Here is a 14,945-nt window from a genome sequence, read left to right as displayed (position 1 = left end):
CCCCTATACCAAAACCTATACTATAGTTGTATTAGTTGATTCTGTATGTACAGGATAAAATGAGTAACTATAAGGACTATAATAATAATCTATTTTCTCATCACGAGAGGTTGTTATAGGAAGAAAACCTTCTATAAAAAATCCTGAAGCATATTTTTTTCCAAAATATCTTCTGTAATAAGGAGAAAATTGACTATTACCAGATATGTCTCCTAAACCTAAAATAATATCTAAACCAACACCAGAACTATCATCAATAAGTCTCTCATAAGAAACATTTATAGCTCCTCCAGCTATTAAAGGAAAAGGACTAATCATAACATCATTACTCCTAATAGAAGTGATTGGCTTAGGTTTAGTACTTAACGAATCCGTCTGAGCCTGAACAAAACAAACAAAGCAGATAAAACTCAAAAACATAAATATTTTTTTCATAGGTCTAATTTTTATGGAGCATAATTTAATAAATTTCATACATTCTACATTCCACAAAAAAGCAGTACAAATAAATCTATATGTACTGCTCTTCTAATTTTACTTTCTTAGCAAAAGCCTATTTTAGTTCAATAGGGTTATTATTTTCGTTTAAAAACTTTTTCAGTTTCACTTCCGCTTCTTTTATTTTATCTACAAAATAAGAACCGTCTGGAAGTTTATATTCTTTCATTGCTGGATTATTAAAATGTGTTTTGATAGAAGCAAATGGGTCTTGCTTATAGGCTTGATAAGCTTTATCAAACTTCTCGCGAGTTACCTCTATCCCATTCCCCATACCAAATTCTTTCATCATTTTTTCAGAGTATGGCGTTGCTTTTTCTTCAGAAAGTTTCTCATTTCCTTTAAGCACCCACTGATAGTGGTTTTGGGTATCTTCTATTTTAACAATAAGCCCCGGTAAACCATAAAATTTATACGGACCATCAGCAAAAGGAATATCTGTAGTAAACCAAGCTACCCAATTTCTTCCACCAAAAGAAGTGGTTGCTTTTTGTGTAGAGTAATTTTCTATCGTAGCTTTTTCTGTTTCTATTTTCCAATCTAGTTTTACAGGCTCTTTATATACAAACTTTTTTTCCAAAATAAAGTCTTCATAAGCTACCTCTTTAATTGGGTAAGGCTTTACTATAGAATAAGTAAATTTACCTTGTTTTAATCCAAATTTTTCTTGGTCAAACATATTACCTGTTTTCTTAACTTGTTCCATAAAAGCCTTCATCAGCGAATCTTGAGAAACCGCCATATAATCTCTATAAACCGATTTATCTTTCCACACATCTAATACCGTAAGCTCTTTTTCCACCTTGTTAGCAGAATCTTTGCTTGGTTTAAAAGTCATTTCATAAAAGAAACGATTAACCTCCTGTGCAGAAAACAACCCTGCTAAAAGAAGTAACACTAAAAGATTTATTTTTTTCATAATTAAAATTTTATTCTAAACAATAAGTAGCAAAACCATTGGATTTGTTACAACATAATTACTGTTTTTCTTATTTCATCAGCTCCTTAGCCTGTTCTAGAGCAGCGTCTGTAATCTTGGCTCCTGATAAGATTTGGGCTATCTCGTGTAGTTTTTCATCTTCTGATAACGAGATAATTCTAGACTGCGTTCTGCCTTCCACCTCGCTTTTAACCACTTTGTAATTATGGTGTCCTTTAGCCGCTACCTGTGCCAAATGGGTAATCACTATCAATTGCATATCTTTAGCCATTTCTTTCATCACCTTTCCTATTTCCTCTGCCACTCTTCCAGAAACGCCTGTATCTATTTCATCAAGAATTAAAGTTGGTAAAGCTGTCGTTTCCGCCATTATTTTCTTAACACTTAGCATCACTCTAGAACGCTCTCCGCCAGAAATTGCGGACTGTATAGGTTTAAGCGGAAACCCCGTGTTGGCTTGAAATAAAATATTGATGCTCTCTTTCCCAAAGGAATTAAATGTTTCTACCTCCGAAAAACTAACTTCTATTTTTGCTTTCTCTAGACCTAACTGTTTCAGTAGCTGCTCTATTTTATCTTTAAACACAAGACTGGCATTAACTCTAGTTGAAGACAATTCTTTTGACAAAGTTTCTAGCTGAGTTAAAGATTGTTCCAATTTTTGAGTAATATCACCTATCCTCTGCTCTAATGTATCAAAGCTATTTTGCTCTTCGGACAGTTTATTTTTAATAGCTAGTAAATCCTCCACTGTATCTACTTGGTGCTTTACAAATAGTGTATTGATTTTATTAACTATCGTTGTAAGTTCAGATAGTAAATGTGGATTCATTTCTATTTTTTCTACCTGATTTTCTACTTCGCTTACAATATCTTTAAACTCCTCAAACACAGAATCTAAACGCTGACTAACCTCATCAAATTGAGAGGAAGCCTCCGATACTCTATACAGTTTCGTTTTAGCGTCCGCTAAAGCATCTAATACCCCAATCTCCTCTTGATGAAAACGAGAAATCACCGCAGCTAAATTCTCCGATATAAATTCCGCATTTTCTTGCGTATTTAATTGATTTTTAATCTCTTCAAAATCTATCTTATCTAACGCTAATTCTTCTAATTCTTGGAGTAGAAAAGACTTATAATCTCTCTCTTTAAGTCCTTCTGATAAATGATTTTGAGCTTCTTCTAAATCCTTCTTTAAATTCTGATAAGCCGAAAAAGTCTTTTGATATTCTGCTAAAATAGACTGATTTTGTGCAATGCCATCTATAATCTTAAACTGATAAGCCTCCGTAAATAACAACGAAGTTTCAAACTGCGAATGTATATCCACCAACTTAGATGATAAATTTTTAAGAACATCTAATGTTACAGGGACATCGTTCACAAAAGCCCTAGATTTGCCACTTGGGAGAATCTCTCGTCTGATGATGGTGGGATTTTCAAAGTCCAAATCATTTTCATCAAAAAAGGATTTTAAGTCGTTAGAAACTTCAAATTCGGCTTCTACAACACTTTTTTGTTCTGCGTCTGCCACTGCTTTCAAGTCAGCTCTCTCGCCAAGTATCAACCTTAAAGCTCCTAAAATAATAGATTTACCAGCTCCCGTTTCTCCTGTAATGACCTGCAAACCCTTATTAAGATTTAAACTCAATTTATCTATAAGGGCAAAATTTTGTATGTAAATTTTATTCAGCATAGGTACAAAAATACGAATTTAACTTTCAGCTCTGAAAGAAAATATTAGCTAGGAATCTCCTGTTTTTTAAACTCATTTCTGAGCAAGGCTAACTTTATTTCGTTTTTCAAATCAGAAGAAACTTTGTCTACTCTTATTTTTAACTTCGAAAGTTTATCGTAAGTGCTTATCTGGTGATACCAATCGTAAAATCCATAGCCCGACACTTGTCCTTTTTCTATCAACAAAAATGATTTTTCGCCTCTCGTCCTGCCCTGTCCTGTAAGGAGCATACTTTTATCTTTAAAACTTAAAAACTGTTCGAGAGCTTCTTTACTGTTTAAAACTTCGTGATTTTTAATAAAATTAAGCACTTTTCTCCCCTGCGAATGGGTTTTAAATTTAATCATAGGCGACAATGATATATCTCTACGCACTCGTTTGACTAACCATTCATCATTTTCAAAAAAAAGTCCGTACGGCAAATGTATCTTTTTGGCAAGACCTTTAGTGTTCATAATCAGCTTTGCAAACAACTCTGACACCACTAGTTCATAAGAAATCTGTTCTACTTCATTTTGTATTTTTTGCCACTTTTTCGACTTAGCATTAAATATCTTCTTCGCAAACTTATAAATACCATCTGTTGCTTCAGCTAAAATCACTTTACCACTAGCGTCTTGAAAATAAATAATCCCTCGTTCTGCTGGTAAATCTTGGGTAAGTGTTTTAACTTTATTGAGGTAGGTTTTTGCATTAGCTTCCTCAAAATGGGATTGGATAATCTCGTTATCTTTATCCTTAGTCATTAGCAGTTTAAAAAGGTCTAGCGTTGCTCTGGCATCACTACTTGCCCTGTGATGTTCTGCTAAAGGTATTCCTAAAGATTTCACCAATTTCCCCAAAGAATAACTTTCTTCATTAGGAATGAGTTTTTTGGCTAAAGGTATGGTGTCTAATGTTTCTATACTGAAATGATAGCCCAACCTCTTAAAAGATTGCCTCAACATTCTATAATCAAAATCTACATTATGCCCTACTAAGGTGCTTCCTTTCGTAATTTCTATAATTCTTTTAGCAATTTCGTGAAATTTAGGAGCAGTTTTAACCATTTTAGGTGTAATACCCGTCAGTTTTTGCACAAAATGAGAAATATCGGCTTCTGGATTTACCATAGAGATAAATTGGTCTACTATTTTATGCCCATCATAACGATAAATAGCGACCTCTATAATACACTCCTCTCGAAATGCACCACCATTACTCTCTATGTCTATTACCGAATACATTTAGTTTTTAAAATAAAACAATCTCACAATATCAAAGGGTGCAAACTTGCGGATATTTTTCATTAAATGCAAATTTAACCACCGCTTAATCCACAAAAAAAATGATTCAGATTAAATCTGAATCATTTAATTTTATAGGTTATGATATTAACTTTTAGTACCTTCTCCTAGAAGTGGATTTTAATCCAAGCATACCTAGTATAGCTTTTGCTCCTTCTCTCATTAAAGTTGTACCAAAAGTTTTAGCCATAGGACTTTTCAATACAGTATCAAATAGGCTAGGTTCTTCTTGTTCTTTAGTCACGGTTGTTTTAGGTGCTTCTTGAGACGCCTGACTTCCCTCAGCTACAGGAACCATTCTTTTAGATAAAATCTCGTAAGCATTTTCTTTATCTATACTATTCTGATATTTCTTAACTAAAGCTGACCCTGCCGTTAGATTATCTATCTCGGTAGCCGTTAATACTCCCATTCTACTTTCTGGTGAAATAAGGTAAGTTTGCACCAAAGGTGTTGGGATACCTTTTTCATCTAATGCCGTTACAAACGCCTCTCCTATTCCTAAATTTTGGATGAGTTCCTCCGCCTTATAATACTCTGTAACAGGATAGTTTTGTATGGCTTTTTCTATTTCTTTTCTATCTTTAGCTGTAAATCCTCTCAATGCATGCTGAATCTTAAGACCTAACTGACTTAAAACATTCTCTGGCACATCTCCAGGGATTTGAGTAATAAAATAAATACCAACTCCTTTAGAACGGATAAGTTTCACCATAGTTTCTATCTGTGAAAGCAAGGTTTTGGAGGCTTCTTTAAAAATTAAGTGAGCTTCATCTATAAAAAGCACCAATTTCGGTTTTCCACTATCGCCTTCTTCTGGAAAAGTAAGATAAATCTCGGCAAACAAAGACAGCATAAAGGTAGAAAATAAGTTCGGTTTATTCTGAATGTCATCTACACGCATAATATTTACCACACCTTTCCCATCTCTAGTTTGTAACAAATCATTAACCTCAAAGCTCGGCTCACCAAAGAACGCTGTTGCTCCCTCTTGTTCTAAAGCTACAATAGACCTCAAAATAGCCCCTAAAGATGCTGGTGCAATAGAGCCGTAATTTTCTGCTATTTCTTTCTTACCATTATCGTCCGTAGTTACATACTGTAATACTTTTTTAATATCTTCTAAATCAATTAGAGGTAAGCCTTTATCATCACAATATTTAAAGACTATAGACATAATGCTACTTTGGGTATCATTAAGCCCCAATATTTTACTAAGTAGCACTGGTCCAAATTCTGTAACCGTAGCCCTCAACTGAACACCTTTAGCCCCAGAAATCGTCATTAACTCTACCGGAAAAGGCTGAGCTTTATACGGCAACTCTGTTTTAGCATAGCGTTCTTTAATGATGTTATTTTCCTCCCCAGCCTCTGCTATTCCTGAAAAATCACCTTTAATATCCATTACTAAAGACGGTATCCCTGCATGAGAAAGCTGCTCCACAAAGACCTGTATAGTCTTCGTTTTTCCCGTTCCTGTAGCCCCAGCTATAAGACCATGACGGTTTAAGGTTTTTAACGGAAGTTTTACATCTACCTCTTTTATTACCTCTCCATCTAGCATTCCCTTCCCTAGGATAATACTATCTCCTTTGGAGCTATATCTACTGCTTAGTTCTTCTATAAATTTAGTTTTGTCTGCCATTTTACATTTTTTGATGGATAAAATTAAGAAATAAAACTGAATAATAGCTCTTTTATCTATCTTAAATAATCTCATCTAGGACAAACCAGTCCTAAATATGGTAGATTTTGTTTATATTTGTTACTCTATAAAAGATATAATCCTTATGGAAAAAGAAATCATTTTAAAAGCCATTGCTAACGAGCAACAAAAGATAGTGGATAACCTACAAAAATCTGTAGAGCGCTACCGTATAGAGTCTGACATAGATGAAGATGCTACCCACAACCCTGAAGACTTTTCACATCAAACAGAGGCTAAAGATATGCAGCTTAGGTTTGAACAGATGGCAAATACGGCAAAAAATCATTTAGCATTCATAGAACATTCTACCCAAGAACACCATACAAGTATTGAAAGTGGTTGCCTTATTAAAACCGACAAAAGTTATATTTTTATTGGAATCTCAGTGCCACCGTTCAAATATGAAGGAAAAGATGTAATTTGTATTTCCGAAGAGGCTCCTATTTATTCAAAAATAAAAGACACTAAAGTTGGCGATAAGGTTGATTTTGGCTCTCATCAAATTGAAATTATAGACATAGCTTAGTTAAAAAACAGACTTCTGTAACCCAAGTTTCATTACTTATAACGGCACAAGTCTTACCTTTGTAAAAAATTATGGAACTACTAGGTTATTTTTTTGCTGTCATCATTGGTTTGGTACTCGGTCTTATGGGCGGTGGCGGTAGTATTTTAAGCGTACCTGTTTTTGCCTACCTTTTTGGGTTAGATGCTATTACCTCAACCACACTCTCTTTATTTGTAGTTGCTTGTAATGGATTAGTAGGCTCTTTGGGATACTTTAAAGAGAAACAAATACACCTCAATACCGCTTTACTATTTGGTATCCCTTCCGTCTTAGGAGTGCTTTTCTCTAGGAGGGTGGTTGTACCACATCTACCCGAATACATCATCAACCGTTGGGGCATTTGCCTCACTAAAGATATGTTCCTTCTCATCTTATTTGCCTCGCTGATGCTTTCGGCTTCCTACAAAATGATTGTGGGAAGTAAAACTGAACCAAGTACCTTAGAGATTTCTCCATCTAGAAATACCTTGCTTATTTCCCAAGGGCTGTTGGTAGGCATTATTACAGGACTGGTAGGTGCTGGTGGAGGATTTCTTATCATTCCTGCTTTGGTAATGATTTTAGGGTTAAAAATGAAAGAAGCTATTGGTACCTCACTACTTATTATTACCCTTAGTAGTACCATAGGTTTTATAAGCTCTTTAGACAAAGTTGCCATAGACTGGCAATTTCTCTTATCTTTTACAGGGCTATCTATTCTAGGAGTTTTATTGGGTTTGGCTTTATCTAAAAGAGTAGATGGTAAAAAACTCAAACCTGCTTTTGGTTGGTTTGTGTTAGGTATGGGAGTTTATATCCTAATTAAAGAATTAATTTTAAAATAAAAATAGTATCATTATGAAAATAGAACAAATATACACAGGTTGCCTTGCACAAGGAGCCTACTACATTACTTCTAACGGCGAAGCAGCCATTATAGACCCACTGCGTGAAGTACAACCTTACTTAGAGCGTTTAGAGAAAGATGGTGTTACCCTAAAATACATCTTTGAAACTCACTTCCATGCTGATTTTGTATCAGGACATTTAGATTTGAGTAAAAAAACAGGCGCTCCTATCATCTACGGACCTACTGCAAAGCCTAGTTTTGAAGCTATTATTGCAGAGGACAATCAAATTTTTGAGTTAGGAAATGTTAAAATAAAAGTGCTACACACTCCAGGACATACGATGGAAAGTGCGTGTTTTCTACTCCTTGATGAAAACGGAAAAGAAACCGCATTGTTTAGTGGCGACACACTATTTTTAGGTGATGTAGGGCGTCCTGACTTGGCACAAAAGGCCACTAATCTTACTCAAGAAGAATTAGCTGGACTATTGTACGAAAGTCTTTACAACAAAATACTTCCCCTACCAGATGAGGTTACCGTGTATCCAGCACACGGAGCGGGTTCTGCTTGTGGTAAAAATATGATGAAGGAAACCGTAGACAGCCTTGGCAACCAAAAGAAAATAAACTATGCCCTCAACCAACCCAGTAAAGAGGCTTTTATAGACGCTGTTTTAGACGGGCTTACCGCTCCTCCTCAATACTTCGGAATGAATGTAGCTATGAACAAAGGAGGCTACACCAGCTTTGATGAAGTTTTAAAAAATGGTAAAGAGGCTCTATCTGTAGGAGATTTTGAAACCGTGGCAGAGAATACAGGAGCTTTAATCCTTGACACTAGAAATGCCGCTGATTTCCACCAAGGTTTTGTGCCTAACTCTATCAATATTGGTCTTAAAGGCAGTTTTGCGCCTTGGGTAGGTGCAATGATTGTAGATGTTAAACAACCCCTGCTACTAGTCTGTGAAGAAGGTACCGTAGAAGAAGCCATTACTAGACTCGCTCGTGTAGGGTTTGATAATGTGGTGGGCTACCTCAAAGGAGGTTTTGACTCGTGGAAAAATTCAGGAAAAGAAATAGATACTATTAAAAGAATTTCTGCCGAAGCCTTTGCGAATGAATACCACAAAGACACAAAAGTAGTAGATGTAAGAAATATAGGAGAATACTCTGCTGAGCATGTAGAAGACGCCCTTAGCCGCCCTCTTATGGAGATTAACGATTGGGCAAAAGAACTAGACGATACACATTTCTACATCCATTGTGCAGGAGGTTATCGTAGTATGATAGCCTCTAGCATACTCAATTCTAGAGGTATCCGAAACTTTACAGAAGTAGATGGTGGTTTTGCTAAAATTAAGGAGACTTCAGTACCTACCACTGATTTTGTATGTCAATCTAAAATTAAATTCTAAACCATGAAAGCCATACATCTGTTGATACTTGGCGGAGGTTTAGCTCTGGGGCTTGCCTCCTGCCAAACAACTAGTAAAGCCAAAGATACTGGAATTATCTGGTGTGTAGCCGATACAAAAAATACTAGCGAAGCAAATATCAAAAAAATTATAAATGCTCCCAATAGTATTTTGGTGGATGTAAGGACTCCAGAAGAATTTGCAGAAGGCAGTGCTAATGGAGCCATCAACATACCTTTAGACCAGTTAGAAAATCATTTAGATAAACCCGTTGTGCATTATGAAATGAAAAAAACAAGAGTTGTTTATTAGACTGAAAATCAGTATATTGTTTTTGCTATAAAACGATATAAATGAACAACATAGAGCAAATATATGAAAGAATTTTGGAAGTTTTAGGACTTTTTTCAGAAAATCAACTGATTAGTTATCAGAGAAGAACACCTAAAATGAGCGATTTAGAAGTCATAAGTCTTAATATTACTGCTGAATACTTGAGTATTGATAGCGAATTACAGTTATTTAGAAAATTGCCAAACTCTCTGATAAACAAAATTGAAAGAAGTGTTTACAATAAGCGAAAACGAAGACTATCCCTACAAACAGAGCAAATTAGACAGCGTATTTCGATGGAGTTCAATGAGTTTGAAGATATTTTTATCGTTGATAGCATGCCAATGAAAGTTTGTGAAAACGCTCGTTCTACTCGTTCAAAAATTTGTAAAGAGCAATCCTATTCTTCACCAACATATGGTTATTGTGCTTCACAGAAATTATATTTCTATGGCTATAAACTACACGCAGTATGTTCTTTAAATGGTGTGATTAAGAATTTTGATATAAGCCCTGCATCCGTTCACGACATCCACTATTTAAAAGATATTGGTGAGCAAATGCGAAACTGTACTTTAATTGGAGATAGAGGCTATTTATCAGCAAAAGTTCAAATAGATTTATTTAACTATGCTAATATTAAATTAGATACACCAATGAGAAGTAATCAGAAAGATTATATTCCTCAATTTTCATTGTACAAGAAAAAGCGAAAACGAATTGAGACATTTTTCTCTCAACTTTGCGACCAATTTATGATTAAAAGAAACAATGCTAAAACTTTTGAAGGCTTTAAAACAAGGATAATCAGTAAAATAACCGCCGCAACGGTTATTCAATATATCAATAAATTTATCTTCCAAAGAAAATTAAATCATCTAAAAATCAGTATTATTTAAAATGCACAACGAGTATTTGTCTATGTATTATTATATGGGAATTTTTAATGATATTTTATTTGTATTACATAGTGTGTTTATAATGCTATGAAAAAAATCTTGTTAAATTAGAAATTATTTCTATATTTGAAGAGCTAAGAGTCACATAATTAAATATTTTTACAATTATGAAGACTTTAACAAAGTTTTCAAGAAAGCAGTTAAGTAAAACCTAATGGAAGAGTTCTAATAGAAATCTTAAACTATAAAAAATTGTTTATAACAGCCTTTTAATTTTTAATTGATTATCATGAAATATTTATATTTTTTTATCTTTTTTACCAGCATTTTTATTCATGCTCAAACCACGAGATTGGTGTACAGGGTGTCATCAGGTGTTGGTTCTGAACGGGTTGATGAAATTTACTATCTTGATGTAGATACCCATAAGAAAACTGGGATTTATTACAATAGAAATTACTTTGTAAATGATTCTATTTTTAAAAAGACAGGAGAGTTTGGATTTTCGGATTTCAAAATGACGGATTTTGTAAAAGTGAATTTTGCCAATAGTGACGATGCAGAAGAATATAAAATGCTGAGTGTAGATATTTTTAAAATCCACATAAAAAAATCAAAAGATTGGAAGATAGAAAAAGAAACTCGTCTGGAGGGGAATAGGACACTGCAAAAAGCAACGATAGACTACGGAGGAAGGCAATGGGAAGCTTGGTGGGATAAGGATTTTCCTCTTTATGTAGGACCGTACCTTTTTAGTGGTTTGCCAGGATTGATAGTGAGTCTGAAGGATACGCAGAGTCATTTTCATTTTGAATTAATTGGTGTTCAAAATTTCCCTGCCACTCAAACCATTGATTTCTTAACCACATTAGAAACCAATTCTGTAACTATTTCTATTGATAAATTTAAGAAAATGCTCCTCCAAAATTACAATGATCCTTTTGGTGGTATTACCAAAGGCTTGATAAATAGGAATCAACCTATTCGATTAGAAGATGGTACTCTATTGACCAAGGATAATTTAAAAGTAAGTGAAGAAATGATTAAAAATAGATTGAGAAAACAAAATCCTATTCACTTGGATTTTAAAGCAGCGTATCCTGATAAATAATTTAGAAAGGGTTAGCCTATTATTAAAATCACAAGGATTTTTGGTTCTTGTGATTTTTTTGTCAAGTGTCTTTGTGGAGGGATTTTTAAAATTCAGTACAATGGGGCTATTAGCACAGTGCAAATACAAAATATTGGTATATAAGCACACAAAATCTTTGTATAGAAAACCAAAAAGTAATAAATTTACGCTCTGTAATCTAATAAAAAAAACAATAGAAAATTTATGAATACACAAGCCTTTGTTAATCGTCACATTAGTCTTAACGAGCAAGACACACAGGCGATGCTTTCTAAGATAGGAGTATCTTCAATAGAGGAACTCATTTCTCAAACCATACCAGCAGACATTAGAGCGGACAAAGATTTAAGCATTTCAGAACCCTTATCGGAGTACGAAATGCTTTCTCATTCTAAGGAGTTAGCCTCTAAGAATTATCTTTTTGATAATTACATTGGGTTTGGTTATCACAATGTAATATTACCGTCGGTAATTCAGAGAAATATTTTAGAAAATCCTAGTTGGTACACGGCTTATACTCCATATCAGGCAGAGATAGCACAAGGTAGGCTAGAAGCACTACTTAATTTCCAGACAGTGGTGTCGTCATTAACGGGCTTTCCGTTAGCTAATGCCTCTTTATTAGATGAAGGTACAGCAGCGGCAGAGGCTATGCATATGTTCTTTGAAAACCGAACTAGAGAGCAGAAAAAAGCAGAAGCTAATCGTTTTTTTGTATCAGAATTGGTGTTGCCACAGACAGTAGCTGTACTTCAAACTAAAGCTGAAGGGCTAGGAATAGAAATTGTAGTAGGTTGCCACGAAAAAGAAAATCTAAGCGAAGGATTTTTTGGTGTGCTACTTCAATATCCAGGTAAAAACGGAGTGGTATTAGACTATACAGAGTCTATTGCTAAGTATAAAGAAAACAATCTACAAGTAGCGGTGGCTTGTAGCCCAATGGCATTGGTTAAGCTGAAATCTCCTGCCTCTATGGGTGCGGATTGTGCGGTAGGTACTACACAGAGATTTGGTATTCCTATGGGATATGGTGGTCCACACGCGGCATTTTTTGCTTGTCAAGAATCTTACAAGAGAGATATACCTGGTAGAATTATAGGAGTTTCTCAAGATATGTACGGTAAGAGAGCGTTAAGAATGGCATTACAGACCAGGGAACAACATATCAAAAGAGAAAAAGCGACTTCTAACATCTGTACAGCACAAGTTCTTTTAGCGGTAATGGCAGGAATGTACTGTGTGTATCACGGACCGAAAGGTCTAGAGTTTATTGCAGACCAAATTCATTATAAAGCGAATGCACTTGCAGAGTCTTTAAAAATATTAGGTTATCAAGTGGTAGAAGAAGCTAGTTTTGATACTGTTAAAATAGCACTTTCGGAGGAAGAAAAACTTAACTTGATGATGCTAATGAGAGGTCAGAGTATCAACCTAAACTACTTTACCGAAGGCATCGTAAGTATCGCACTCAATGAGGCTTGTACTGAAGATAAGCTACAAAAATTGCTAGATGCTTTTGCAAACTTTAAAGCGAAGCAAAGTTTCAAAATCAATATAAAAGAAGCGTGTACTTTACCTAAAGATTTATTAAGAACAGACGAAATCTTGAAAGATGAAGTCTTTAATAAGTACCATACGGAAACAGAACTGATGCGTTACATCAAGAGATTAGAGAGAAAGGATTTATCTCTAACTCACTCTATGATTTCGCTAGGGTCTTGTACAATGAAACTGAATGCTGCGACAGAAATGTTGCCATTATCTTGGGCAGAGTGGGGTAGTGTTCACCCATTTGTACCTACAGAACAAGCAGGTGGTTATCAGTTGTTGATTAAAGAATTAGAAAAAGATTTAGCAGAAATTACAGGTTTTGCAGGAACTTCTTTACAGCCTAACTCTGGAGCTCAAGGCGAGTATGCAGGGCTTATGGTCATTCGTGAATATCATAAATCTAGAGGCGAAGGACATAGAAATATCGTGCTAATTCCTCAGTCTGCTCACGGTACCAACCCTGCATCGGCAGTAATGGCAGGTATGAAAGTGGTTGTAGTGAAAAACCTAGAAAACGGAGAAATAGATTTTGAAGACTTTAAAGCTAAGGCAGAAGAACACCGCGAAAATCTTTCTGCGGTAATGATTACTTATCCTTCTACTTATGGTTTTTTTGACGCTAACATCAGACAAATTACCAGTTTAGTACACCAATATGGAGGACAAGTTTATATGGATGGGGCAAATATGAACGCTCAAGTAGGCTTTACAAGTCCGGGGCTTATTGGGGCAGATGTGTGTCACCTTAACCTTCATAAAACATTTGCAATCCCTCACGGTGGAGGTGGTCCAGGAGTAGGACCTATCTGTGTGGCTGAACATTTGGTTCCGTTTTTACCGTCTAATCCTAATATTGGGGTAGGTGGTTCACAGTCAATTCAGGCAATTTCTTCTGCACCTTATGGGTCGTCGTTAGTGCTTAATATCTCGTATGCTTATATCAAGATGTTAGGAGCTCAAGGTCTTAAAAAGGCTACGGAACACGCTATACTTAATGCCAACTATTTAAAAGATGTTCTAAAGGAGCATTTCCCTATTCTTTATACTAATGCTCAGGGCAGAGTGGCACACGAGTGTATTGTGGACTTCCGACAATTTAAGACATTAGGTATAGAGGTAGCCGATGTTGCTAAACGATTGATGGACTACGGTTTCCATGCACCTACGGTAAGTTTCCCTGTGGCAGGTACGCTGATGATAGAGCCAACCGAATCTGAAAGTAAGGCTGAACTAGACCGTTTTGCAGAAGCTCTTATTTCTATTAAGAAAGAGATTGAAGAAATAGCTAACGGACAAGCTGATGCTCAAAATAATGTGCTTAAAAATGCACCACACACAGAGCAAGTGGTACTTTCTGACTCTTGGGACAAACCTTACTCTAGAGAGAAAGCAGCTTATCCTTTAGATTGGGTACGAGAGCATAAATTCTTTGCATCTGTATCTAGAGTAGATGAGGCTTATGGGGACAGAAACTTAGTGTGTACTTGTGCACCTATAGAGAATTATATGTAAGGATTACTTTTTCTACAAATAAACAGTATCATAAAAAAGCTACCTCCTTATTGGGGGTAGTCTTTTTTGTGCTTTTATTTAGAGGTAGGTAGAAGAAAAATCTTATGCTAAAACTTGCATACTTGCTTAAAAGGTTATAAGTTTGCTTCATATTTATGCGATACACTATCAGCAACATACAAAAAAGTGAAAAAAACTTACACAAAAATTTGGTATTTCCAAATAATTGTGTAAACACACACACACACACACACACACACACACACACAGATAATTACCTGCGTATGCGTCGTATTATCTAGAAAATTCTTTAGACTTTTATCGTTAAAACAAAGTATCATTCCGCCAACTTTTGTTGGGGGCTTTTGGCGTTTATCTTATTCTAATTTTAGCTTTCATAAATATAGGCTAAAAGCACCATTGTTTTGTCTAATAACATGGTCGTTCTTGTTAGGTGCTTTTAGTGTTCAGGGGGAGCGTTATGTTCTTTCTGTTTTAGCCTTTCCTCTCGTTTTGTGTGTGTTTAGAGGGGG

12 protein-coding genes are annotated in these 14,945 nt (G+C 35.3%); 7 read left to right on the top strand and 5 right to left on the bottom strand.

Annotation, left to right across the window (positions count from 1 at the left end):
* Positions 1-15: 15 nt before the first annotated feature.
* The 5 genes from VIX88_RS03830 to VIX88_RS03810 all read right to left on the bottom strand — a co-directional run bounded on the left by VIX88_RS03830 (position 16) and on the right by VIX88_RS03810 (position 6,110).
* Positions 16-435 carry a hypothetical protein gene (locus tag VIX88_RS03830; RefSeq protein ID WP_127919828.1) on the bottom strand — a complete coding sequence of 140 codons (420 nt, stop codon included), beginning with the start codon at positions 433-435 and terminating at the stop codon, positions 16-18.
* A 118-nt stretch (positions 436-553) separates the two neighbouring features.
* A complete protein-coding gene (locus VIX88_RS03825) occupies positions 554-1,417 on the bottom strand; it encodes a GLPGLI family protein (protein WP_064970362.1) in 864 nt (287 codons plus the stop codon).
* A gap of 70 nt (positions 1,418-1,487) precedes the next feature.
* Positions 1,488-3,137, bottom strand: coding sequence for a DNA repair protein RecN (gene recN, locus VIX88_RS03820; RefSeq protein WP_064970361.1), 1,650 nt, complete (start codon positions 3,135-3,137; stop codon positions 1,488-1,490).
* Between the two features lie 44 nt (positions 3,138-3,181).
* On the bottom strand, positions 3,182-4,405 hold the full coding sequence (locus VIX88_RS03815) for a PolC-type DNA polymerase III (RefSeq protein WP_064964801.1): 1,224 nt from the start codon (positions 4,403-4,405) through the stop codon (positions 3,182-3,184).
* 154 nt (positions 4,406-4,559) lie between these two features.
* Complete coding sequence (locus VIX88_RS03810) at positions 4,560-6,110, bottom strand: helicase HerA-like domain-containing protein (RefSeq protein ID WP_038694309.1); 1,551 nt, start codon at positions 6,108-6,110, stop codon at positions 4,560-4,562.
* A 145-nt stretch (positions 6,111-6,255) separates the two neighbouring features.
* Here VIX88_RS03810 and VIX88_RS03805 point away from each other — a divergent pair, with 145 nt between their 5' ends.
* The 7 genes from VIX88_RS03805 (at position 6,256) to gcvP (ending at position 14,412) form a co-directional block, all read left to right on the top strand.
* Positions 6,256-6,699, top strand: a complete 444-nt coding sequence (locus tag VIX88_RS03805) for a hypothetical protein (RefSeq protein WP_064970360.1) — start codon at positions 6,256-6,258, stop codon at positions 6,697-6,699.
* Positions 6,700-6,770: 71 nt separating this feature from the next.
* Positions 6,771-7,565, top strand: a complete 795-nt coding sequence (locus VIX88_RS03800; protein WP_064970359.1) for a sulfite exporter TauE/SafE family protein — start codon at positions 6,771-6,773, stop codon at positions 7,563-7,565.
* Between the two features lie 13 nt (positions 7,566-7,578).
* Positions 7,579-8,985, top strand: a complete 1,407-nt coding sequence (locus VIX88_RS03795) for an MBL fold metallo-hydrolase (protein WP_064970358.1) — start codon at positions 7,579-7,581, stop codon at positions 8,983-8,985.
* A 3-nt stretch (positions 8,986-8,988) separates the two neighbouring features.
* Entirely contained in the window at positions 8,989-9,297 is a 309-nt protein-coding gene (locus VIX88_RS03790) for a rhodanese-like domain-containing protein (RefSeq protein WP_237190403.1), read from the top strand.
* Between the two features lie 41 nt (positions 9,298-9,338).
* Complete coding sequence (locus VIX88_RS03785) at positions 9,339-10,217, top strand: IS982-like element ISRa1 family transposase (RefSeq protein ID WP_127919812.1); 879 nt, start codon at positions 9,339-9,341, stop codon at positions 10,215-10,217.
* 289 nt (positions 10,218-10,506) lie between these two features.
* Positions 10,507-11,328 (top strand): GLPGLI family protein, encoded by an 822-nt coding sequence (locus VIX88_RS03780; protein ID WP_064970617.1) that lies wholly within the window; start codon positions 10,507-10,509, stop codon positions 11,326-11,328.
* A gap of 225 nt (positions 11,329-11,553) precedes the next feature.
* Positions 11,554-14,412, top strand: coding sequence for an aminomethyl-transferring glycine dehydrogenase (gene gcvP / locus VIX88_RS03775; RefSeq protein WP_222535143.1), 2,859 nt, complete (start codon positions 11,554-11,556; stop codon positions 14,410-14,412).
* Positions 14,413-14,945: the final 533 nt, after the last annotated feature.

This window comes from Riemerella anatipestifer (assembly GCF_035666175.1).
Taxonomy (GTDB): domain Bacteria; phylum Bacteroidota; class Bacteroidia; order Flavobacteriales; family Weeksellaceae; genus Riemerella; species Riemerella anatipestifer_D.
Note: the sequence above shows the minus strand (reverse complement) of the source record. Positions and strands in the feature narration are given on the sequence as shown.

What these genes read in the sequence shown, in the direction of transcription:
- VIX88_RS03790 (WP_237190403.1), top strand. Translation starts at nt 8,989, where the DNA reads ATGAAAGCCATACATCTGTTGATACTTGGCGGAGGTTTAGCTCTGGGG.
- VIX88_RS03780 (WP_064970617.1), top strand. Translation starts at nt 10,507, where the DNA reads ATGAAATATTTATATTTTTTTATCTTTTTTACCAGCATTTTTATTCAT.
- recN (WP_064970361.1), bottom strand. Translation starts at nt 3,137, where the DNA reads ATGCTGAATAAAATTTACATACAAAATTTTGCCCTTATAGATAAATTG.
- VIX88_RS03825 (WP_064970362.1), bottom strand. Translation starts at nt 1,417, where the DNA reads ATGAAAAAAATAAATCTTTTAGTGTTACTTCTTTTAGCAGGGTTGTTT.
- VIX88_RS03830 (WP_127919828.1), bottom strand. Translation starts at nt 435, where the DNA reads ATGAAAAAAATATTTATGTTTTTGAGTTTTATCTGCTTTGTTTGTTTT.
- VIX88_RS03810 (WP_038694309.1), bottom strand. Translation starts at nt 6,110, where the DNA reads ATGGCAGACAAAACTAAATTTATAGAAGAACTAAGCAGTAGATATAGC.
- VIX88_RS03800 (WP_064970359.1), top strand. Translation starts at nt 6,771, where the DNA reads ATGGAACTACTAGGTTATTTTTTTGCTGTCATCATTGGTTTGGTACTC.
- VIX88_RS03785 (WP_127919812.1), top strand. Translation starts at nt 9,339, where the DNA reads ATGAACAACATAGAGCAAATATATGAAAGAATTTTGGAAGTTTTAGGA.
- VIX88_RS03795 (WP_064970358.1), top strand. Translation starts at nt 7,579, where the DNA reads ATGAAAATAGAACAAATATACACAGGTTGCCTTGCACAAGGAGCCTAC.
- VIX88_RS03815 (WP_064964801.1), bottom strand. Translation starts at nt 4,405, where the DNA reads ATGTATTCGGTAATAGACATAGAGAGTAATGGTGGTGCATTTCGAGAG.
- VIX88_RS03805 (WP_064970360.1), top strand. Translation starts at nt 6,256, where the DNA reads ATGGAAAAAGAAATCATTTTAAAAGCCATTGCTAACGAGCAACAAAAG.
- gcvP (WP_222535143.1), top strand. Translation starts at nt 11,554, where the DNA reads ATGAATACACAAGCCTTTGTTAATCGTCACATTAGTCTTAACGAGCAA.